The 22,224-nt window shown below is 51.5% G+C and carries 16 protein-coding genes; 6 read left to right on the top strand and 10 right to left on the bottom strand.

What is annotated here, in order from left to right; translation table 11 throughout:
- Positions 1 to 154 precede the first annotated feature (154 nt).
- Positions 155 to 1,489, bottom strand: coding sequence for an ABC transporter substrate-binding protein (locus tag E2980_RS20515; protein WP_135154093.1), 1,335 nt, complete (start codon positions 1,487 to 1,489; stop codon positions 155 to 157).
- A 68-nt stretch (positions 1,490 to 1,557) separates the two neighbouring features.
- Positions 1,558 to 3,675: an amylo-alpha-1,6-glucosidase gene (locus E2980_RS20510; RefSeq protein WP_135154111.1), complete on the bottom strand. Its 2,118-nt coding sequence runs from the start codon at positions 3,673 to 3,675 to the stop codon at positions 1,558 to 1,560.
- 259 nt (positions 3,676 to 3,934) lie between these two features.
- On the opposite strand from E2980_RS20510, the gene E2980_RS20505 reads away from it, so the two are divergent.
- The gene (locus tag E2980_RS20505) at positions 3,935 to 4,951 is read left to right on the top strand and encodes a LacI family DNA-binding transcriptional regulator (RefSeq protein WP_135154092.1); all 1,017 of its coding nucleotides are present in this window, start codon (positions 3,935 to 3,937) and stop codon (positions 4,949 to 4,951) included.
- An 18-nt stretch (positions 4,952 to 4,969) separates the two neighbouring features.
- On the opposite strand, the gene E2980_RS20500 is transcribed toward E2980_RS20505, so the two are convergent.
- The 3 genes from E2980_RS20500 to xylA form a co-directional block, all read right to left on the bottom strand.
- Positions 4,970 to 5,356, bottom strand: a complete 387-nt coding sequence (locus E2980_RS20500; RefSeq protein WP_135154091.1) for a hypothetical protein — start codon at positions 5,354 to 5,356, stop codon at positions 4,970 to 4,972.
- 187 nt (positions 5,357 to 5,543) lie between these two features.
- Positions 5,544 to 7,040: a xylulokinase gene (gene xylB, locus E2980_RS20495; protein ID WP_135154090.1), complete on the bottom strand. Its 1,497-nt coding sequence runs from the start codon at positions 7,038 to 7,040 to the stop codon at positions 5,544 to 5,546.
- Positions 7,037 to 8,353, bottom strand: coding sequence for a xylose isomerase (xylA, locus tag E2980_RS20490; RefSeq protein ID WP_135154089.1), 1,317 nt, complete (start codon positions 8,351 to 8,353; stop codon positions 7,037 to 7,039). Before xylA ends, xylB begins: the two co-directional genes overlap by 4 nt.
- 154 nt (positions 8,354 to 8,507) lie before the next feature.
- Here xylA and E2980_RS20485 point away from each other — a divergent pair, with 154 nt between their 5' ends.
- The 5 genes from E2980_RS20485 to E2980_RS20460 all read left to right on the top strand — a co-directional run bounded on the left by E2980_RS20485 (position 8,508) and on the right by E2980_RS20460 (position 15,986).
- On the top strand, positions 8,508 to 9,668 hold the full coding sequence (locus E2980_RS20485; RefSeq protein WP_135154088.1) for an ROK family transcriptional regulator: 1,161 nt from the start codon (positions 8,508 to 8,510) through the stop codon (positions 9,666 to 9,668).
- Between the two features lie 1,178 nt (positions 9,669 to 10,846).
- Positions 10,847 to 11,170, top strand: a complete 324-nt coding sequence (locus E2980_RS20475; RefSeq protein WP_135154087.1) for an ArsR/SmtB family transcription factor — start codon at positions 10,847 to 10,849, stop codon at positions 11,168 to 11,170.
- 130 nt (positions 11,171 to 11,300) lie between these two features.
- Positions 11,301 to 14,627, top strand: a complete 3,327-nt coding sequence (locus E2980_RS20470) for a DEAD/DEAH box helicase (RefSeq protein ID WP_135154086.1) — start codon at positions 11,301 to 11,303, stop codon at positions 14,625 to 14,627.
- A 205-nt stretch (positions 14,628 to 14,832) separates the two neighbouring features.
- Positions 14,833 to 15,444, top strand: a complete 612-nt coding sequence (locus E2980_RS20465; RefSeq protein WP_135154085.1) for a chromate efflux transporter ChrB — start codon at positions 14,833 to 14,835, stop codon at positions 15,442 to 15,444.
- Positions 15,441 to 15,986, top strand: coding sequence for a chromate efflux transporter ChrA (locus tag E2980_RS20460; protein WP_135154084.1), 546 nt, complete (start codon positions 15,441 to 15,443; stop codon positions 15,984 to 15,986). Before E2980_RS20465 ends, E2980_RS20460 begins: the two co-directional genes overlap by 4 nt.
- 46 nt (positions 15,987 to 16,032) lie before the next feature.
- Here the strand turns inward: E2980_RS20460 and E2980_RS20455 are convergent, their stop codons facing one another.
- The 5 genes from E2980_RS20455 to E2980_RS20435 form a co-directional block, all read right to left on the bottom strand.
- The gene (locus E2980_RS20455; RefSeq protein ID WP_135154083.1) at positions 16,033 to 16,575 is read right to left on the bottom strand and encodes an RNA polymerase sigma factor; all 543 of its coding nucleotides are present in this window, start codon (positions 16,573 to 16,575) and stop codon (positions 16,033 to 16,035) included.
- 97 nt (positions 16,576 to 16,672) lie between these two features.
- On the bottom strand, positions 16,673 to 17,353 hold the full coding sequence (locus tag E2980_RS20450; protein ID WP_135154082.1) for a TIGR00266 family protein: 681 nt from the start codon (positions 17,351 to 17,353) through the stop codon (positions 16,673 to 16,675).
- Positions 17,354 to 17,405: 52 nt separating this feature from the next.
- Positions 17,406 to 17,987 carry a hypothetical protein gene (locus E2980_RS20445; RefSeq protein ID WP_135154081.1) on the bottom strand — a complete coding sequence of 194 codons (582 nt, stop codon included), beginning with the start codon at positions 17,985 to 17,987 and terminating at the stop codon, positions 17,406 to 17,408.
- A gap of 602 nt (positions 17,988 to 18,589) precedes the next feature.
- Positions 18,590 to 20,449, bottom strand: coding sequence for an ABC transporter ATP-binding protein (locus E2980_RS20440; RefSeq protein WP_135154080.1), 1,860 nt, complete (start codon positions 20,447 to 20,449; stop codon positions 18,590 to 18,592).
- On the bottom strand, positions 20,433 to 22,187 hold the full coding sequence (locus tag E2980_RS20435; protein WP_135154079.1) for an ABC transporter ATP-binding protein: 1,755 nt from the start codon (positions 22,185 to 22,187) through the stop codon (positions 20,433 to 20,435). The genes E2980_RS20440 and E2980_RS20435 overlap by 17 nt, the downstream gene beginning before the upstream one ends.
- Between the last annotated feature and the right edge of the window lie 37 nt (positions 22,188 to 22,224).

Genomic DNA, 22,224 nt, shown 5'->3' with positions numbered 1-22,224 from the left:
GCGAGACCTCCTATTCGATTGCAATCGGGCTGCGAAGACGACCTTTATTCCCATTCCGGCTTATCGGTATAACCGTCCTCTTCGCATCCCCATTCGTGATTATAACCCCGCGGGTAAGGCGACTTTCCCCGTCCTCGCCCGCGGGCACTTCTTATTATTTAGCTGCTTTGATTTCCTTGTTCGATGTTTCCTGAGCCGTTGCCATAGCGGCATCCAGCTTCTGATCGCCAAGGTATGCGCTTACAAATTGATTATTGAAGTTCGTACTAATAATAGGCAACGTCGGGCCCGCTTGCCAAGGAGTCGCATAGGAGGCTCCCGCAACGAGCGCTCCGCGAAGCGGATCCTTGTCGTATCCCAATTCCGCGGATACGGATTTGCGAGAAGGCAAGGCAAACCCTTTGCTGGTCCACGTCTTCATTCCTTCTTTGCCGGTCAAGTAGGAAATCAACTTCCAAGAAGCTTCCTTCTTCTCCGAAGCTTTGTTCATGACATAAGCAACCGTGAACGCCATCGTGCCTTTTTGACCATTTACCGTCGGGAGCTCTGCCGTTGCGTATTCCAATTCAGGGAAGTTTGCATTTAAGTAAGGAATAGCCCAATTCCCTTCAAAGACCATGGCTGCTTTGCCTTGACCGAACATTTCGCCTCCCCAGCCCGCTCCCGCATCGGATGGCTGCCCGGAGGTTTTGTCGACAACACGTTGGTCGATGACCAATTGCAAGCCTTGGATGGCTTCAGGGGTCGCGAATGCGGCATTGTAGTTCTCGTCGGTCAGTTTTCCGCCGAAAGCTTTAATCATGTACATTTGACGGGCAAGCTCGGGAGCTGCTCCGAATCCGTAAACCGTTTTGTCTTTGGTAAGTTTTTTGGCTGCATCCAGGAACTCTTCCCAAGTAGCCGGTGGAGCCGCAATACCGGCGTCGGCAAACATCTTTTTGTTATAGAACATCGCCAATGTGGAGAAGTCCTTCGGGAAACCGTACGACTTGCCGTCCGGAGATTTGAAAGCATTCACGAGAGGTTCTTCGAAATCGGCGATATCGAAATCATCGGTTACGTAAGAATCCAAAGGCTCGAGAACGCCGCTTTCTATCATCTTAGGCGCTTCGAACGCATCCATATAGAAGACGTCCGGGCCTTCGCCGCCGACAAGGCGAGTTTTAATGACATCCATGTATTGATCCGCGATAACCTCGTATTTCACTTTGACATCCGGGTTCTTCGCTTGGAACTCATCCAACGTTTGCTGCAATAACGCTTGCTCTTCCGGACTGGCTCCCCAACCGGAGAGCGTGATCTCTACGGGATCTTTCGGAGCTTCGGCTGACGGGGACGGGGACGCGCTCTCGGTCGCAGGCGCCGAACTGGACGCAGCAGGCGATTCGCTAGCCTTTTTACCCTTGTTACCGTTGTTTCCTCCGCAAGCGGTTAAAATGAGAGCAAATGCAAGTACCAATACGAGCGATAATGACAATCTCTTCTTCATTTTTCTTTTCCTCCCTTAATAAAGATAAATCTTATATTTAACAAAACAATGCGACGTCCATTGTTCTATTAACGCTGTAGCAGAACCGATTCTTTCACGACGACGCGGTAACCGGTCGTATTGCGCGATAAATTTACCCGATAGGCCTTTTCGCTTACGCGCAAGACATGTAAGTCTAAATGACCTTGGCCTATCGCAAGCCGTTCGACTTGGATGCTGTCCATTCCTTGCGGTAAAACCGGGTCGAGCGTAATTGTCTTAGCGATCGCGTCGGGAACGATTCCTAACATGACTTGGAGAAACACGATAGGCGTTCCTGCGGCCCAAGCTTGAGGAGAACATGCGACGGGATACGGTACGGGCGAACCTCTAGAGATGTCATAGCCGCAGAACAACTCCGGCAATCGGGAGTATTCGAAGCCCTTGGCCGCCTTCAGCATTCCGGACATGATGATGCTAGCTTCTTCTTTAAAGCCGAGCGCGCCTAAGCCCATGAGGCAAATTGAATTATCATGCGGCCATACGCTTCCATCATGGTAGCTCATCGGGTTGAATCCTGCGGATTCGCTGCTCATCGTGCGAATGCCGTATCCGCTGAACATATCCGAGCTAACCAATCTCTTGGCGACTTCCGCTGCTTTCGCTTCCTCGACGATTCCGGACATGAGCGCATGGCCGGGATTGGAGGTAACCGAACGAACCTGATTTTTTCGGCTGTCCAAGGCTATTGCGAAATATTTATGATCATCCATCCAAAAGGACTGGTTGAACTTCTTCTTTAACTCTTGCGCATCCTGATGGATCCGATCGGCAAGCTCATCCTTGCCAAGCAGGCGAAGAATCGGTGCCAGTTTTGTTTTCGCCTGATAAACGTACCCCTGCACTTCGACAAGCGCGATCGGAGCGTGCCCATAGTCGCCGTTCTCATGGATAATGGAGTCCCCCGAATCCTTCCAGCCTTGGTTGGCGATTCCTTTGGAAGATTCCTGGTGATACTCCACGAAACCGTCTTTATCGCGGTCGCCATACTCGTTAATCCACATTAACGCCTTCTCGGCTTGAGGGAACAGTTCTTTCACGAGTTCCAGATCTTCCGTCCAGTGGTAGTACTCGGCCAATAGAACCAAGAATAAAGGCGTGGAGTCGATCGTTCCGTAGTATGGATTAAACGGAATTTGATTGGTGTTGGCCAACTCCCCGGAACGCAGCTCGTGCATGATTTTCCCCGGCTGTTCGTCTCTCCACAAATCTACTTTCGTCCCTTGAAAGGCCGCCATTGTCTTCAGAGTCCCTTTTGCGATTTGAGGATTGGAAGGGAGCATCTGAAGCGCGGCGATCAGGCTGTCTCTGCCGAAGGGAACGGCGAACAGCGGAAGTCCGGCAACGGGAAACGAACCATAACCGATATCGGTCAGCAATACCCTTAAATCCTGCAGCCCGCGATCATATAGTTCGTCGTACAAAACCAAATCCGTCCTTATCCAAGTAGACTTCCGAAACCAGGTGCGATAGGAGTCGGTTAATAGCTTAACGGCCTGCTCTTTCTGGTGCTTTAACGGCAACGCTCCGTTCAGGGAAGGAGTAATCGTAAACGTTATTTCCCGGTTTTCGGCCGGAAGCAAGCTTAGTCGGAAAAAAACTTCGCCGCTCTCGTCGACTAGCTCATGCTCCAAGTCCCAATCGATTCGGGTTTCGCGCTGGATTCCGTCCGTTCCTCCATACCGGAAAATCATTAGATTATCGCGTATTTCCACCGGAAGAATAATCCCGTTCGTCGCATCGTTATAACCTCTGACGATAAACATATCCTTAAAGTCGGCGGCAAAAGCGGCTGAAAACTCGAAATTCAGCGGCTTTGGCGAAAAGTTGGAGAGCTTAACGGTCTCGTAAACGATATCGCCGAATATGAAGCGCACTCTTTGAATCTCTACCGATTCTCTCCAAAGCAGCAATTCCCCGTCTCGCTCCATGTGTTTGTTCGTCAAAAGAATGTTGGCCACATAGTTTTCCTCTGCGGAAGAAGTCAATAAGAGCGGCTTCTCTCCATTGATGAACAGCTCCATGCGGTTGAGAAATCGCGTATCCTTCATGTACAAACCTAACCCTGCGGAGTTTTCAGCCGGGATGTCCCCGCTTTTGTCCGTTGTCAGAAAAATATCGTTCTCCTTAATGACTCGATAATCTATTTTTCTCACCTCATACCTTGTCGCTAATACCTTGTTGAGCCGTTACCGGAAACGTTTCGGATACTTCAAAAAAAGAAATGCAGAATTGAATTGGATGTTATCCTCATCATTTTTCTGCATAAGTGCGATCCGAAACGTTTCCGTAAGCGCTTTAATTCGATTATAGGATCTGTTATTTATAAAGTCAACGCTTTCATAACAACAATATTTGCTGTATAATCTACCATTATGCTTCCGTAACGTTTCGGGGAGGGTCACAATGACGCCGACTATCAAAGATATCGCCAAGGCTGCCGAAGTATCGGTCACGACCGTTTCAAGAGCCTTAAATGGCTATACCGATGTCAATGAAGAAACAAAGAAGAAAATACTTCGAATCGCAGACGAGCTTAAATACAGTCCCAACATTGCCGCCCGAAGTCTAATCGTTAAAAAAACGAAGACGCTTGGGCTTTTGTTGTCCGGGATTACCCGTTCAAGCATTAAAGACAATATCGCATTCGAAATATTATGCGGAATGAACGACCGCTCCGGCGAGTTGGATTATGACCTTGTCTTATTTAACACGACTAGCCAGAAACAGAGGATGAAATCCTATAAATCCCTCTGTTTGGAGCGAGGCGTTGACGGCGTCATCATCATGGGGATACGTCTGGATGATCCTTACCTTCAGGAAATCGTTCAATCTTCCATCCCATGCGTGTTAATCGATATTCCATTGGCCGAGAAAAACGTCGGGTCCGTTAGCACCGATAACGTGAGCGGCGCTTATCAGGCTACGGAGCATCTTATCCGCGGTGGACACAAACATATAGGGTTTATCAACGGACATGCCCAGGCTTATGTCAGCATCAAGAGATTAGAGGGCTATCGCTTAGCATTGCTTGATCATGACATCGAATACCGTGAAGAATTTATTGCCGACGGCTCTTTTTCCGAGAATGGCGGTTATGAATCGGCCATCATGCTGGCAACGAAACACCCTGAGATTACGGCACTATTCTGCGCTAGCGATCTCATGGCGATCGGAGCCATTCAAGGTCTCAAAAATATAGGTAAAACCGTTCCCGAAAACGTTTCAATCGTCGGCTTTGATAACATCGCGATTTCTGGCTACTGTTCGCCAACGCTTACCACCATACATCAGAATAAATACGATATGGGGTATCGCGCGGCGCAAATGCTTGTCGATATGTTAGAAGGCCGTCAAGTACATCCCCATCTCACGCTGCCGGCGGAGTTGGTGGAACGACAATCCGTGCGTATTTTATCGTGACTCCTCCCCCATGGATGATCAGGTCGCGTCGAAGTGATCGTAAGAGCCGTCATCGGCGGCGGACATGCCTCGATCGGAGTTATGATTCTTACCGGGTTCGGATTCCGATAACTGGTAAGAATCCTCCCAGTCCTCATTCACGGTATGCGCGGGGATGGGGATGTCCCCCATTCCATAGGCGAACGAAGTTACGTCAACGACCTCCGCAGGCGCATGCTCCAGTAATTGCCCCGCATAACATTGCACGATCTCCAGCGCCGAGGTCAAATCCTCATCTTGCACGTGAATGTGCATACGCCCTCCTTCATGCAGCTGCGGCTCATACCCCAAATCATTAAGCGTCTCTCCGGCTAATCTGGCCTGAGACTCATCCGGGAATTGAAACATTAGAGCGGCATGATTCATAGATTTTCGTCCTCTCCAATCGCTAGGTGATTTATAGGTTCTGCATAGGATTCCCAGCTTCCGTGTTCCGATACATCCGCATATGGAATTCGCGCAAGCAAAAAAGCCTCCTCCGGTTACCGGCCGGGAGGAGGCTCTTGGGGAAAAGGGAGGCACCCTTAACCTATGTTTATTTTATTCCATAAAACTAGTTTCGGATAGCATACAGGGAGTGGTTAATTCCCGCGGTTTGGTTATAGGTTTGCTGATAGATGCGGAATAGTTGCTCGTATTGCACGCTAACCGCTTCATTCGGGCGATAAATCCTCGCATGCTTCACGAAAATTTCCCCGCAAGCATCCAAGCTGGGAAACCAACCGCTGCCGACCGCAGCTAACATGGCCGCTCCAAGACCCGGTCCCTGCTCGTTCTCCAAGGCTACGACGTCGGCACGGAAAATGTCCGCCTGCATTTGCAGCCATAACGGATTTTTCGCCCCGCCTCCGATCGATACGATCGTGTTGATCGTCTTGCCCGCGGCGCGGAAAATAGCGATGGACTCGTTCAAGGAGAACGTGATCCCTTCCATGACCGCGCGCGCAAAGTGAGCGCGGGTATGGCTGCCGTCAATTCCGATAAAGCTGCCGCGGATTTTCGAGTCTGGGTGAGGAGTCCGCTCACCGACGATATACGGGGTGAAGAGCAGTCCGTTGGAGCCTGCGGGGATGTCGCCGACCCCCTCAAGCATGGCATCGAAGGACTCGCCCTTTGCGAACGTATTACGGAACCAGCTCAAGGAATAACCCGCAGCTAACGTGACTCCCATCGCGTAGAAGGAGTTTGTTTTGCCGTGATTGAAAAAATGCACTTTGCCTTCGTAATCCGCGGACGCATCGGCCTCGTAGGTTAGTACGACGCCAGACGTCCCGATGCTGCATAAGGTGAGACCCGGAGATAGAATACCTGCGCCGATCGCGCCGCAAGCATTGTCCGCGCCACCGGCGAAAACCTTAGCAGATAACGATATGCCCGTCGATTCCGAAACATCGGGCGTTACGTTTCCTGCATAAGCGCCAGCCTCCACTAGCGGAGGACAGAACGATGCGGGAATTTCGAAGGCGGATAACACTTCGGAACTCCAGCTTGCCGCGGCTACATCCAGCATCAACGTTCCCGCCGCGTCGGAGAGGTCCATATGCTTTGCTCCCGTCAAACGCAAACGCAAGTAGTCTTTGGGTAACAAGAAGTGGCTAGCTTTGGCGAAAGTCTCCGGTTCATTTTGCTTAACCCATAGGATCTTAGGCAAAGTGAAGCCTTCAAGAGCTGGATTGCGGGTTACGGTCAAAAGCTTGTCGCCAAGCGTCCGCTCGATCTCCCTGCACTGTTTGGTCGTTCTTGTGTCGTTCCAAAGAATGGCTCTTCGGACGGGTTTATCGTTCTCGTCGAGAAGGACTAACCCATGCATTTGTCCCGAGAAGCTGATGCCTTCGATATCCGCGGAAGGAATGCCGGAATTAACGATGAGCTCCTTAAGGGCCTCCGTCGTCCCCGTTACCCAATCCTCGGGATCCTGCTCGCTCCAACCGGCTTTCTCATGGTACAGAGGATATTCGCGGGTGGCTTCCCCCTTCAGGTTGCCATCCTGTCCGATCAGCAGCGTCTTAACTGCGCTCGTGCCTAAATCGACTCCGATTACGTATTTCATACGCCGAAGATCACATCGTTCAACGTGGCTTTGATTTGCTCTAGGCGAGCGGATTCGTTACGGATCGGCTTAGCTTGAAGAACATAAGCCTCCAGCGATTTCAATGTCGCCTTGCCGGACACGATCTCCGCGCCGATTCCTTCGCTGAAGCTGCGGTAGCGGTTGTCGACGATATCGTCAAGTACGCGCCCTTCGATTAGCTTGGCCGCCGCTTTCAGTCCACGAGCGTAAGTGTCCATACCCGCGATGTGGGCGAAGAACAAATCCTCATCCTCGAACGACGAACGGCGTACTTTGGCATCGAAGTTAACGCCGCCGCGGCCGATTCCGCCTTCGTTCTTGAGGATCTCGAACATGGCGAGCGTCGTCGACACGAGATCCGTAGGGAATTCGTCGGTATCCCAACCGAGCAGCAAATCGCCTTGGTTCGCGTCGATGGAGCCCAACATGCCGTTAATGCGCGCGGTACGAAGCTCATGTTCGAACGTGTGGCCAGCCAGCGTTGCGTGGTTAGCTTCGATATTAAACTTAAAGTGATCCTTCAAGCCGTAATTCTGCAAGAACGCAGTGGCGGTCGCGACGTCGAAGTCGTATTGATGCTTGGAAGGCTCTTTCGGTTTCGGCTCGATCAGGAATTGAGCGTCGAAGCCGATTTCCTTGGCGTAATCTACGGCCATGTGAAGGAAACGTCCCAGGTTGTCCAGCTCCAGCTTCAAATCCGTGTTCAACAGCGACTCGTAACCTTCGCGGCCGCCCCAGAATACATAGTTCTCGGCGCCTAGCTCTTTGCCGACTTCCAGGCCTTTCTTCAATGTTGCCGCAGCATAAGCGAACACTTCCGCGTTGCTCGTCGTGCTTGCGCCATGAACGTAACGCGGGTTGGTGAACAAATTGACCGTGTTCCAGAGCAGCTTCTTGCCCGTGGACTTCTGGTAATCCTTAAGCATGGCAACGATGACATCGAGATTCTTGTTCGTCTCCGCAAGCGTTGCGCCTTCCGGCGCGATGTCCGCATCATGGAACGCATAGAAAGGTACGTTTAATTTCTCGAGCAATTCGAAGTTAGCCTCTACGCGAGCTTTCGCTTTATCGAGCGGGGATAAAGAATCCCAGCTGCGGACTGCCGTGCCGGCACCAAATGGATCAGCGCCGCTTGCGTTGAATGTATGCCAATAAGCTACCGCGAAACGGAGGTGCTCCTCCATCGTCTTGCCGAATACGATTTCCTGCGGATTGTAATGTTTGAATGCGAATGGATTTTTCGAAGCGCGTCCTTCGTACTGAATCTTAGGAACATTTGTAAATTTGCTCATTAAAATGTTGCCTCCTTGTAAGCGATATCAATATTTTTAACTGAGATCAGCATATCATGCAATGACTTAGTTTGTCTATCCAATAAACTAAGTTTAAAAATCCTTAATGTGGTATGATAAGATTAACTTTACAATAAGGAGTCGCTTTACCGATATGACGACACCCACGGGCGATCAGGCATTAATAAAAAGAATCAATACCGCTATAGTGCTTGAATTTATATTGCGGGGAGCGCCGCTCTCCCGGGCGCAAATCTCCGAGCAATCCGGGCTAAACAAAGCAACCGTATCTAGTCTTGTCCAGGACTTGATTGACGGATCTCTTGTCAAAGAAACCGGCACCGGACAATCCAGCGGCGGCCGCAAGCCTGTCATGCTTGAGTTTATCGCAACGTCCGGCTATGCCATAGGCATCGATCTTGGCGTAAATTACATTCGCGGAGCTTTAACGGATTTGCGGGGAGGTATCGTTGCGGAACGAACCTCCTCCCTTCGCCATCCGGAGCCGGAAGCTGCCGTTGAACAACTGTGCAATTGCATCGAAGCGCTTATGGCTGAAGCACCGGCAAGCTCTTATGGCATTGTCGGGATAGGCGTCGGAGTTCCTGGCCTTGTAGACGATAACGGAACCATTTTGTTCGCCCCCAATTTGAAATGGCGGGACGTCCCTCTCCTGCGCCTTTTGACGGAGCGGTTCGCTTTGCCCGTCACCATCGACAATGAAGCGAACATGGGAGCTCTCGGGGAGCAAAAGTACGGGGCAGGCCGCAGTATCAGCAACCTCGTCTATGCCAGCGTGGGCATCGGGATCGGAACAGGGCTTATTCTAAATAAAACCTTGTATAAGGGCACTTCCGGCTATTCCGGCGAGATGGGCCATCTCTCCATCGAAGCTCATGGAAAGAGCTGCACGTGCGGCAATCGCGGCTGTTGGGAGATGTACGCCTCCGAGCAGGCGTTACTGGAACAAGCTTCGTCTCTTGGATTCGAAGACTTGGAGAGTCTTCTTGCAGCCGCGGCCGAAGGACGTCAGGACGTGCTGGCGCTATTCTCCGGTATCGGCGAATATTTAGGCGTCGGAATCGCCAACATCGTTAACGTATTTAACCCGGATGCCGTCATCATCGGCAACAGAATGAGCCAGGCTCGCCCATGGATTGAAGGGATTGTTCGCCAAACCGTAACCCAGCGCGCGCTCGGATTTCACCTCCGCAAGGTGCAGATCTTATTCGCCGAGCTCGGTGAACGTTCCTCCATGATGGGTGCAGCCGAGATGGCGATAGCTGGTTTCTTCTCCCGGGTAAAGGCTACTTAGCAAGATTGGGCGTTGGAAGCGCGGTTCCAAGGACCAACTTCGAAATGGCCCACTGGGTTTGTCCAGTTGCTGAGGTTGCTGAGGTTGCTGAGGTTGCTGAGTTGCTGAGGTTGCTGAGGTGCTGAGGTGCTGAGGTGCTGAGGTGCTGAGTTGCAGAGTTGCTGAGGTTGCTGGGGTTGCTGGGGTTGCTGAGGTTGCTGGGGTTGCTGAGGTTGCTGAGGTTGCTGGGGTTGCTGAGGTTGCTGAGGTTGCGTTGAGCGGACACCAAATCCGTTATGTGTTAGCAAACCTCGGTTTTCGGTCACTCCTCGGACACACGATCCGCTATTGCGCCCAAAACCTGCGATTCCACCCGACTAGCCCTTAAATAGCGAATCGTGTGTCCGCAAGTTCGCTAGAATCGAGTGATTTAAAGAAAATAGCGTATCGTATGTCCGCGAACAACATAAAAAAAATCCCACGAGTCGCAACTCCCGGGATTATCTCGTTTGCTGGATTTGCTGGATTTGCTGGGTTTGCTGGGTTTGCTGGGTTTGCTGGGTTTGCTGGGTTTATCTAGTTGCTGAGGTTGCTGAGGTTGCTGAGGTTGCTGCGTTTGCGTTGAGCGGACACCAAATCCGTTATGTGTTAGCAAACCTCGGTTTTCGGTCACTCCTCGGACACACGATCCGCTATTGCGCCCAAAACCTGCGATTCCACCCGACTAACCCTTAAATAGCGAATCGTGTGTCCGTAAGTTCGCTAGAATCGAGTGATTTAAAGAAAATAGCGTATAGTATGTCCGCGAACAACATAAAAAAATCCCACGAGTCGCAACTCCCGGGATTATCTCGTTTGCTGAGGTTGCTGGGTTTGTGTTGAGTGGACACCAAATCCGTTATGTGTTAGCAAACCTCGGTTTTCGGTCACTCCTCGGACACACGATCCGCTATTGCACCCAAAACCTGCGATTCCACCCGACTAACCCTTAAATAGCGAATCGTGTGTCCGCAAGTTTGCTAGAATCGAGTGATTTATAGAAAATAGCGTATCGTATGTCCGCCGCGAAAGACTCAAATCGTCGATACCCTCCAAATCTCTTTATCTCGTTATTATTTTATGGTATAAATTCATATATCGTTATATACGAATTCATTGATGCTATGTAAACAATCGCAATCCGGAAGCGAGGTAAGAAGATGAGCGACAAGTTGGCGGAAATGGCGGAATTACTGAAATTGTTGGGGGATAAAACTCGGTTGGCGATACTTGGTTTGCTGCAGGAAAGGGACTTATGCGTAGGAGATATCGTCGAGCTTCTCGGCACGAGCCAGCCGAATGCCAGCCAACATCTGCGAAGGCTGAAGAGCGCCGGTTTGGTAAGGGAAAACAAACGCGGACAATGGGTATTCTATTCTTTGAATTTGGACGACTTTCCGGACTTGCGCGTCTTTTTGTCCCAACTGCCGGGCCGAAAGGAACGCCTTCGCTCGCTGTCCGGATTGCCGGGGAGAACGAGCTAGATTACCTAATCTCTATACTAAGCATGAGCGCCGATGATGATAACGTCACCAGCGCTCTATTTCTGTTATCATAAGAGAATCGGTTTACTTCGGTTCATAAATTCATCTATCCAAAGGCAGGATCAAGGCAATGAGCTTTCAACTGACTAAACGGGTTATCAAGCTGTTATGCGGCCCATTTGCGTATGAAAGAGGAGAAACTTACTACCGAGCAGGCAAAGTGACGATTACGGATTTCGATCACGAGTCCTCCAGTTACCGCGCCACGGTAAAGGGAACCGTAAGCTATCACATCAAGGCCGATATCGATAGCAACGGTAACGTCGATGCCCGATGCGTTTGCCCCGCGTTCGATTCGTCGCCTAAATACTGCAAGCACATCGCGGCGGCTCTGCTGAGTATTCATGATGTCCAGAATACGGGTAAATCGCCGGTCCGCGCTTATCCCTCCCTGCTGCAGGAAGACGGTACGGCCGGTCAGTTGACTCCTCGCTTTTCCTCGACCAGGGCTTCTTCGGGCATTCCACCAACGAGCGATGCCGCGCTAAGCACCGATATGCTTGGATTGTTCGCAAGAAAACCCTCCCGTCCCAGCGGAAAAAGGTACCTGTTCGACAATAGGGAGCCTCTTGACGTGGAATTTACGTTCAGCCCTTTCCCTTACGGCTATCGAAAGTATATGTTCGGCATCGAGCTCAAGGTCGGGTCTAAACGATTGTACATCGTGCAGAAAATAAGGGAGTTTCTCGAACGAATAGACCGCGGGGAAAGCCACGTTTTCTCTAAGCACTTTACTTACGACCCGCAACTTCACAGCTTTAACAAAGAAAACGATGCGCTCATCCGGAAGCTAATCGAAATCTACCGCAACGAAAAGCTGTATCGCGAAACTTCAAGCATCTACTCCGCGCACGCCAGCCATATGAGCGGAGATCGGATGATTCTCATCCCGCCTTCCTCATGGGACGTCATTCTTCCCATGCTTGCCGAGGCTCCGAACGTCAAGCTCGATTATGATGGACATACGTACGACGGGATCCAGGTATCCGACGAAGCGCTCCCGCTTGACTTCGAGTTCGATCGAGGCCCTACGGAGAATGACGGCTATCGGTTGGATGTCCATGGGTTGGATCGGATTACCGTCATGGAGCCGTACGGAATCGTCCTCTCCGCGGGAAAACTGCTGAAGCTGCAAGCCGATCAGTGCAAACGACTTTCGGAGCTCAAGCAAATGCTAGAAGCTTCTCACAGGAATCAGGTCCGAATTTCCCCGGCGCAAATGGAGCCTTTCATGGAGCAAGTCATTCCCGGCCTCATGAAGCTGGGCAGCGTCCGAATTGCCCAAGTCGTTTCCGAACGCATCGTTCACGCCCCTCTCAAGGCCAAGCTGTATTTAGACAGGGTGCGGGACCGTTTGCTAGCGGGGTTGGAGTTCCAGTACGGCGACATAATCATCAATCCGTTGGAAGGGACCGAACAGAAGCGAGGTTCCGACCGTATTCTCATGCGGGACGGTGACCAAGAAGCGCGGATATTGGAGTTAATGGAGCAAAGCAACTTCGCGAAGACCGAGAGCGGGTACTTCATGGACGACGAGGATGGACAATTCGAATTTCTTCATCACATCATTCCGCATCTTGAGAAGCTTCTTCAGGTCTACGCCACCACCGCGGTAAAAGCAAGGTTATACGTCGGACACGCTCCCCCTAGGGTAAAGGTGGATGTAGATGAACGTACCGATTGGCTGGAAATCAAGTTCGAACTAGATGGCATTCCGGAGTCGGAAATACGGCATGTGCTGAAGTCGCTTGATGAGAAACGCAAATATTACAAGCTGCCTAACGGAGCCTTGCTGCCGCTGGAAAACACCGATTACGAGGAAATCAATCGGCTTATGAACGAGATCGGCGTTCCTAAAGACGCGGTGACGGGAAGCGAATTCCGCGTTCCCATCGTTCGCGGGCTTCACTTCATGGATGCCGACAAACAAGGCAATGCCGTCAAGTTCGGCAAATCTTTTCGCAAACTGCTCGACAATATGCGAAATCCCGATAACCTGGAATTCTCGGTGCCGGACAGTCTCGTAACCGTCCTGCGGGATTACCAGAAATTCGGTTATCAATGGTTGAAGACGCTTGCCCACTACCGTTTCGGCGGCATTCTCGCGGACGATATGGGATTAGGAAAAACGTTGCAAAGCATCGCTTATCTCGTTTCCGTGCTGCCGGAAATGAGAGACCAGCAGCTGCCGGCGATCATCGTCTGTCCGGCTTCCCTCATGTACAACTGGCACAACGAGCTGAAGAAATTCGCTCCCGAAGTCCGGGCGACCATCGCCGACGGCAGTAAAACCGAGCGCGATCGCATCTTAATGCAGCTGTCGGAGGTGGACGTCTTGATCACCTCCTACCCGTTGCTGCGCAGGGATATCGACTCGTATGCCCAGCCGTCGTTCCATACGCTCATCTTGGATGAGGCGCAAGCCTTCAAGAACCACGCTACCCAGACGGCTCAAGCGGTAAAGGGACTTCAAGCACGATACCGGTTCGCCCTCACCGGAACGCCGATCGAGAACGCCATCGAGGAGCTATGGTCGATCTACGATGCCGTTTTCCCCGAGCTGTTCCAGGACAGACGGACCTTTAACGAATTAACGAGGGAAACGGTAGCCAAGCGTATCCGTCCATTCCTGTTGCGCAGGCTGAAGACCGACGTATTGAAGGAGCTGCCCGAGAAGATCGAGTCCCTTCAAGCTTCGGAGCTGTTGCCGGAGCAGAAGAAGCTATACATGGCTTATCTTGCTCAGCTTCAGAAGGAAACGCTAAAGCACTTGAACGAAGAAGGATTCAATAAGAACCGCATTAAAATTCTCGCCGGCCTTACAAGGCTTCGCCAGCTATGCTGCCACCCCGCCCTGTTCGTGGAAGGTTATGACGGCAGCTCGGCCAAATTCGAGCAGCTGATGGAGATCGTGGAGGAATGCCGAAGCTCCGGCAAACGAATGCTCGTCTTCTCGCAATTTACGGAGATGCTTGGCATTATAGGTCGCGAGCTAGGCTACCAAGGAATCCCTTTCTTTTACTTGGACGGCAATACTCCGGCTTCCGAACGCGTGGGGCTGTGCGACAGGTTTAACGAAGGCGAGCGGGACCTGTTCCTGATCTCATTAAAAGCCGGAGGCACGGGACTGAATCTCACCGGAGCGGACACGGTAATCCTATATGACCTTTGGTGGAACCCGGCCGTCGAGCAGCAAGCGGCCGACCGCGCCCATCGCATGGGGCAGAAGAACGTCGTGCAGGTGCTTCGCCTCATCACCCAAGGCACGGTGGAAGACAAGATGTACGCGCTCCAGCAGAGGAAAAAGAATCTGATCGACGAGGTCATTCAGCCCGGACAGGAAGCTTTGTCCACTTTGACGGAACAGGAAGTCCGGGAGATTCTCATGCTCGGATAACATACGCAACCCTCAAACCTTAGCCTTGAATGATAACTAGGCTAAGGTTTTTTGTTTATAGCAACAAATTTCAACTATTTTATTGCGAAGCGTAAACCTTTTTAATAGTATACATACAGGCCCTGCATATGCACGGCTTGTTTACGGACAATAACGAGAGAGAAACACCCGGTATAAGAGCCGCATGGGAATGAGGTTGTAAAATATGTCCGAACAAACGAACGAAAGACGATATTCTCAACTCGCCTGGGCGATGGGCAAGACGGGTATCCTCGGATACGGCGGAGGTCCTTCCGTTATTCCGCTCATCCGGTTTGAAGCCGTTACCCATTACCGTTGGATGGACGACGAAGAGTTCGGAGAAGTGTTGGCCATAGCCAACGCCCTGCCAGGACCGATCGCGACCAAGATGGCCGCCTATCTGGGTTATCGTCAGAAAGGTATTCTCGGTTCCATCGTTGCCGTTCTAATGCATATCCTCCCGTCTGTCATCGCGATGGTCTGCTTGCTGTCCTTCGTGGAATACTTAAGCAACTCCGAAGTCGTGCAAGGAATGATCGCAGCCGTTATGCCTGTCATATCCGTGATGCTAGGCGTCATGGCCTACGAATTCGCGAAGAGAGCTTATAAGGGACTTGGAAGGATAATGGTCGTCGTATTTTGCGCCATCTCCTTCGCTCTTCTCCAGCTCGTCTCTATCCATCCGGCGATCGTCATCGTCCTATTCCTAGCCTATGGAGCCTTTCATTTCCGCTTGGCCGAACGATTGAATTCGAAAGCCAAGAAGACGGAGAAAGCCGAAGGTGAATCCTCATGAAAGACTTAATCGATTTATTTATCGGCTTTTTCCTATCGAACGCGCTCGGGTACGGCGGCGGACCCGCATCCATTCCGCTCATGTACCAGGAGATCGTCAACCATTACCATTGGACCTCGGACCACCAATTTTCCAACATTCTCGCGCTCGGCAATACGCTGCCTGGACCGATCGCCACGAAAATCGCGGCGTTCGTCGGCTATGATGTGGCTGGCATTCCTGGAGCTTTAATCGCCCTGATCGCAACCGTTATTCCTTCGGCCGTCGCCCTAATCGTGCTGCTTAAGATTATTCAGCGCTACCGGCAATCCTCCGTGGTCAAAGGTATGACCCTGCTCGTACAACCGGTTATCGCAATTCTGATGTTATTGCTGACGTGGAAAATGGGCAAGACCTCCGTCGATTCTCTAGGCTTTTGGCAAGCGTTAATCATCGCGGCAGTCGCTCTATGGGCCATGGAAAAGCGTAAGATTCATCCCGCCTTCGTCATCCTGTGCGCGTTCATTTACGGAGGACTCGTCGTTCCTTATATTCATGTATAAAAAAAGCCGAGAACCCGGGAATCCCCCGTCGTTTCTCGGCTTTTGATTATCCTTTTTCCATATGCTTCTTCAACAAATCCCTGCCCCGCTTAAGCCGAGACTTCACCGTGTTCATCTTGACTTGATTCATGTCCACGATTTCTTCCATCGACATATCCAGCACATAACGTTGATAGACCATGAGCCGATATGCCTTTGGCAGCTTCTCGATAGCCGAAAGCAGGATTTCGGAGGCTTCCTTCAGGATCAACACGTCCTCCGGCCTTTGGGCTTCCGCGGCTTGATCTTCCCAGCCCTCGTGCTTCATCATCGGGTGGGCTAGCGTCAGCTTTGTTTTCCTTTTGCGCAGGATATCGATGCAGATGTTCTTCGTCGTCGTGAAAATCAACGAGGATACCGAGCCTGCGGGATCCAGCCTTTCGAAGTTAACGTAAAGCTTAAGGAACGTTTCCTGAACGGCCTCTTCGCTATCCATTTTACTCCGCAGGATTTTCCATGCGAAGCTGAATATTTTATCTTTGTAGTGCTCGAATAATTGCTCATAGGAGATCGCAGGGATTCCCCTGCCGACGGTATGCTGCATATCCATAGGTTTGCACCTCTTTTCCGTGAACCAATATCCCCTATTATATCAAAAGAGAGCTCGTCCGTTCGGAATTTACAGAAAATTCGCAAAAAATACACGTTTACCTGGAGCCGGGTATGAATTTCTTGATCCAGCTGCCGAAGCCGGCCGGGTTGCGGGTCTGCACTAGAACGATTCCTTCGCCGCGGAATCTGCATACCAACGCTTCGCCGCTCGTGATACTCGAGAACCATCCCTTGGATGCCTTCTCGATGGAATAGTGGACGTAATCCGGCCATGCGACCAAATGCCCGTTATCGATAATTCTCTCTTCTCCGGGCTCGAGGTTGATGGCATGAATCGCACCATAGGAAGAAAGGAACACAGTTCCCGTCCCGCTGATCTCGATGATAAAGAAGCCTTCCCCGGATAGCAGTCCGCGGCTCAGATTCTGCATCTTCGTGTTGACTTGGATGCCGCTTGTCGCCGCCAGGAATCCGTCCTTCTGAACAAATAGGCGGTAGGAGCCGTCAAGCTCCACCGATTGGATATCACCCATAGATGCCGGCGCCAACAATACTTCGCCACCGCCCCGATTAGCGGATAGCTCTTGAAAGAAGAACGTTTCGCCGCTCAACATTCTCCCGAGTCCCGCCATGATCCCGCCATCCATCGTGCCTTTGACATCGACGTTCGGGGACATGGAAACCATGGCGCCCGATTCAGCTTTAACGGTCTCGCCCGCGCTCATCTGAATTTTCAGTAAGGCAAAAGCCCCTTGATATAGAACTTCATGTTTCATCGTTAGTCCTCCGAGTCATTAGCATCGCTTATCGTTTATCCCATTAACTTCTTTAGAACCTTTTCCGATCCGTGTTTCTATCCCTTAAGTAGCTGTCCGGGTCTATCATACCGCTCATTCTGCTAGAAGCATCCTTGTAAATACGGGCGATCTCTTGCACTTTATCGAACTCTTCGTTTCCGGGACCCAAATTTTCATAGAACATTTTCTGCAAAAGCGAATTAAAAAGTTGAAGCCGCCGATCGACCGCTTGCAGCTCCTGAGTCAATATCTCTTGGAACGTGTGGCTTCTGATCCAATCGTCCACTTCATCCGTTGTGTCCGTGTCTTCATAATCGTCGAACCTTCCCCCGGCTACGCGATCCGGATCTCGGGTTCCGGAAACATCGACGGATGTTCTCAGGTTCGATAGCAGTATCCTTTGCTTGGCGAGCATGACCTGAAACGGCTTATTCGCCAGCAGATCCGCGATGACGAACCTCGACATCTCCGGGTTTCCTAGCAAACTCGCATCGAACGGGTGGAGAATCCATTGCTCTTGTTTGAAGAACAGATTAAATTCGAACCATTCTCCTCCATAATTGAAGCGGATGTTAATCGTCGAGGAGTCCAAGATTTCAAAGGTAAAATCCAAGCTAGCTTCCCCTCCCGATTGGCATTGTTTCCTATAGGTATAGTACCAAATCGGGAGTGATTTGAACATTAGCGGAATCCTCTACTCTTCGGTAAGCTCCATGATGGACTCCGCCTTTTCGCTGCTCGCTACGATAATCAGTACAAGGATGCCCAGTCCAATGACCCAACTCATGACCATGCCCGATCTCCCTCTCTATGAGAACCGAATTTATCGATATTCATAGTCTATCCGGTTCATAGTGGAATTATGACGATTGCCCTCGTTGGCGGGGGGCTGGGGTAGCGGAGGTGGCAGACAATCTAGTTGCGTTTTCTGCACCTAGATATACTCAAAACGGATTCAAATTCATTCTTATTGCAGAATGTACATTAAGAAAAAGTAGATATCCCTTAAAACTCGATATGGAAAGAATCTAGATGCAGGTTTTGCAACTAGATGGATTCAGCCCTCCATTTTTGAGAATCTAGATGTATTTTTTGCAATTAGAAAAGACCGCCCCCCGTTTGAAAACGGTTAGCGGTCTCCATTACCCCTGGGCGAATCGCTCAAGGCTGCTGCTCTTCCTGGTAAAGCACCGTCGGCAAGTAATCTAATCGTCTTTAACCCGCTTCAATCATTCCTGCCCGAGAGTTGCTTTTATCCGCATTGTCGTTCCGTTCACCTTGGGAATGCCGGTAGAGTTCTTCGTATACCCCTTGCAAGCTAAGCAGCTCTTCATGCGTGCCTTGTTCCTCGATTACCCCGTGTCGCATAACGATGATGCGATCGGCCTGCATGATCGTCGACAGGCGGTGCGCAATGATTAGCGTCGTTCGGCCTTTGGAGACGGCAGAGAGCGCCTGTTGGATCAACTGTTCCGTATGGGAATCGAGATTCGCCGTCGCCTCGTCCAGAATAAGGATTCTCGGCTGGAAAACGATGATACGGGCGAACGAGAGCAATTGGCGTTCTCCAGCCGAAAGCCCGCTTCCGCGTTCCGACAGCTTCGTCTCATATCCGTCCTTCATCCGCCTGATAAGCGGGTCGGCACCAACGAACTCGCACGCCCGAACGACGGTTTCCTTCGCGATCGTCTCGTCGAACATGCGCACGTTGTCCACTATGCTGCCTGCGTATAGATAGGGTTCCTGTTGAACGAGCCCGACGATTCGGTGCAGTTCCGACTGCGGAAGCTCCCGGATATCCATGCCATCGATCCGAATGTCGCCTTCCTGTACATCATAGAAGCGGCACAGCAGGCTGATCAGCGAACTTTTTCCCGCTCCCGTCGTGCCGACGATCCCAAGCATTTCGCCCGGACGCACATGCAAATCAAGCTCGCGGATGACGGGAGTCCCGGCTGCGTAAGCGAATGAAACCCGGTCGAAGTCGATCCGTCCTTTCACGTCTTCCTTTCGAAGGTGCAGCGGTTCTTGCTTATCGGCCACTTCGGGGGGAACGTCGAAAATTCCCCAAATCCGGCTGACGGCCACCGTAGCGGATTGGAGCGTGTTCCATTGCTGCGTAATCGTATTGATCGGTTGGAAAAACTGGCGGATGTACGTTATGAATGCATACAAAACGCCGAACTCCATCGATTCGCCGAGAACGGCCTTCCCCCCAACCCACGTCACGAGCGCAATCGAAAGATTGCTCAGAATATCGAACGATCTGTTGAACAATACGTTCGTACGGATTTCGCGGAGATTTGCTTGAAAATACGACTCGTTCCTCTTTCTGAACTGCTTCTCCTGCTCTTTCTCCTGGTGAAACGCTTGGATAAGGTTCATGCCCGATAAGTTCTCGGCCACGAACGCCACCAGACGGGAAAGCCGAGTTCTCGCCATCTGATACGTCTTGCGCATGAAGGACCGGAACGAGATGGCGATGATCGCGATAACCGGCAACAAAATCAAGCAATAGGAAGCGAGCGTTGCATCGAGCTGGAACATCATCACCAAGATTAGCACCAATGTAAGACCATCGCGCATCAAGCTAAGAAGGACTTGGCTGAAAAATTGGTTAAGCGCTTCGGTATCGCTAGACACATGCGTGATAAGGCTTCCGCCAGGCGTCTTGTCGAAATAAGCCATCGATTGCTTCGTGATATGCTCGAACAACTGCTTGCGTATGCGTGCCACGATACTCTGCCCTGCATACTGCAGCAAGTTGTTCTGCAGATATGTGAACAACAGCCCCGAGAGGGACAGACCCAAGTAAACCGCGCAAATAACGAGCAAGCTGCCGTAATCGTTCTTCCCGACCATCAGATTGTCGTCGATCGCTACTTTGACCAAGTACGGTTGGAACAATTCCGCCGCAATGGCGATGATAGTACAGATGAACACGAGGAAAAAGGTAAGCCGGTGCGGCTTCGAGTAAGAAGCAAGCGTTCGAAAAGCAGAACGATATTGCGGCTTTGGCGCCTTGCCGAGGTCCGCCTTCTGGTCCATTTGCCAGTTGTTAATGGCCTGAGGCATGCTGGCTTCCCTCCTCTTGAATGGCATGGATCGTCGCATACAAGCCCGGTTGGGACAATAGCTGCTCGTGCGTACCCTTCTGAACGATGGCTCCCCCGTCCAACACTATGATTTGGTCTGCGTGCTTCAGAGCGCTGATCCTGTGCGCGATTAGGATCGTCGTCTTACCTGCGCGCTCCTCGCGAATCGTACGGACAATATCGGTCTCCGTCACCGCATCGACGGCGCTGACGCTGTCGTCCAGAATCATGACGGGCGCATCCTTGATCAATCCCCTCGCTAGGCTGGTACGCTGTCTCTGTCCCCCGGATAAGGTCACGCCGCGTTCCCCGAGCTTTGTCTCGAACTGGTCCGGAAACTCGAGGATATTGCCGTAAATCTGGGCTTGTTTGGCCGCTGTTTCGACTTCGCCGAGCTCGGCGCTTCTTCGGGAGAACGCGATGTTCTCGCGAATCGTCGTGCTGAAGAGAAATCCGTCTTGCGGCACATAAGCGATTTGCGATCTCAAGCTTTCCAGCGTCAGCTCCCGAATGTCGCGATCGTCCGCGAAAATCGTTCCCGCAGGCGGATCGTATACGCGAAGCAACAGCTTTACAAGCGTGGTTTTGCCGCTGCCGGTTCGTCCCACGATGCCAAGAGTCATTCCCGGACGAATATCCAGGTCAATATTCCTTAGAGCTTCCTTCTTCTCGTCCGGATAAGAAAACGTGAGTCCGCGAATGCGAATGCCCGCTGTCGATAAGTCGACGTGGGTTGCCCCTTCGATCTCGCGAATGTCCGGCGTCTTCGTTAACAGTTCGTTTAACCTCTCGAGGGATGCCCTCGATCGCTGCATCGTGTTGATGACGTTACCGATCTGCTGGAGCGGATTCATGAGCATTCGCACGTAAAGCGTCAAAGCCACGAAGTTCCCTAGCGTAATCTCTCCCTCGATGGTCAGGTATCCGCCGAACGAAAGGGCCACGATGAGCGAGAGCGAACCGAGGAACGGGACGAGCGCTTGGAACAGGGACGACATCCGGACAAGCTTCAGTTGGTTGTCGCGTATTCGGTCTACCGTCTCTCCGAATCGGCCGATCATAATCGGTTCGACGGCGAATTTCTTCGTCACTCGAATACCTCCGAACTGTTCCTCGGCCGATTCGGTCATCGTACCCAGCGCTTCCTGCACTCGTAACGATCGCTTGCGGATGGCGGGACCGAACTTCGTTACGATCCACGGAATGAGAATAAGCGGACCGACGGAAGCGACGATTAGGTAGGTTGGAATGCCGCTGACGACCATCGCGACAATGCTGGACACGAATAGCATCGTGGCCATCGCCGTCTGGTTAACGCCCATCGAGATGGATTCCCTCACGCCCGTTACGTCGTTCATGAAGTAACTGAGCAGCTTGCCGACGCCGTTGCGGGAATAGAAATGCTCGCTAAGTCCGGTAAAATGAACGAACATCCTGCGCCGGGTCATAACCTCGAACAGTCGCCCCACATACATGACCAAATATTGACCGAACCCGCCGATAACGGCATGCCCAGCTCCGATAATGAGGAGCAGCAAGCTGTACCGAACGATATCCGATCCGGTCATTTGCCCGCCCTGTAAGCGATCCGTGAATTCCCCTAGCACGTGCGGGAAAAAAACGTAGACAATGCTGGCGACCATATGAAGCGTCACCGAAGACAAGTAGATATACCAGGTGGAACGGATAAATTCCACCAGCAACCGCTTTGGCTTCAACGCTGCGATCCCTCCTTTTTTACTCGCATTATTCCTT

The sequence above is a fragment of the Cohnella luojiensis genome (assembly GCF_004564235.1).
GTDB lineage: Bacteria > Bacillota > Bacilli > Paenibacillales > Paenibacillaceae > Cohnella > Cohnella luojiensis.
Note: the sequence above shows the minus strand (reverse complement) of the source record. Positions and strands in the feature narration are given on the sequence as shown.

Coding starts and splice junctions, on each gene's coding strand:
- E2980_RS20440 (WP_135154080.1), bottom strand. CDS start 20,449: ATGCCTCAGGCCATTAACAACTGGCAAATGGACCAGAAGGCGGACCTC.
- E2980_RS20500 (WP_135154091.1), bottom strand. CDS start 5,356: ATGAATCATGCCGCTCTAATGTTTCAATTCCCGGATGAGTCTCAGGCC.
- E2980_RS20470 (WP_135154086.1), top strand. CDS start 11,301: ATGAGCTTTCAACTGACTAAACGGGTTATCAAGCTGTTATGCGGCCCA.
- xylA (WP_135154089.1), bottom strand. CDS start 8,353: ATGAGCAAATTTACAAATGTTCCTAAGATTCAGTACGAAGGACGCGCT.
- E2980_RS20515 (WP_135154093.1), bottom strand. CDS start 1,489: ATGAAGAAGAGATTGTCATTATCGCTCGTATTGGTACTTGCATTTGCT.
- E2980_RS20475 (WP_135154087.1), top strand. CDS start 10,847: ATGAGCGACAAGTTGGCGGAAATGGCGGAATTACTGAAATTGTTGGGG.
- E2980_RS20460 (WP_135154084.1), top strand. CDS start 15,441: ATGAAAGACTTAATCGATTTATTTATCGGCTTTTTCCTATCGAACGCG.
- E2980_RS20450 (WP_135154082.1), bottom strand. CDS start 17,353: ATGAAACATGAAGTTCTATATCAAGGGGCTTTTGCCTTACTGAAAATT.
- xylB (WP_135154090.1), bottom strand. CDS start 7,040: ATGAAATACGTAATCGGAGTCGATTTAGGCACGAGCGCAGTTAAGACG.
- E2980_RS20505 (WP_135154092.1), top strand. CDS start 3,935: ATGACGCCGACTATCAAAGATATCGCCAAGGCTGCCGAAGTATCGGTC.
- E2980_RS20455 (WP_135154083.1), bottom strand. CDS start 16,575: ATGGATATGCAGCATACCGTCGGCAGGGGAATCCCTGCGATCTCCTAT.
- E2980_RS20485 (WP_135154088.1), top strand. CDS start 8,508: ATGACGACACCCACGGGCGATCAGGCATTAATAAAAAGAATCAATACC.
- E2980_RS20465 (WP_135154085.1), top strand. CDS start 14,833: ATGTCCGAACAAACGAACGAAAGACGATATTCTCAACTCGCCTGGGCG.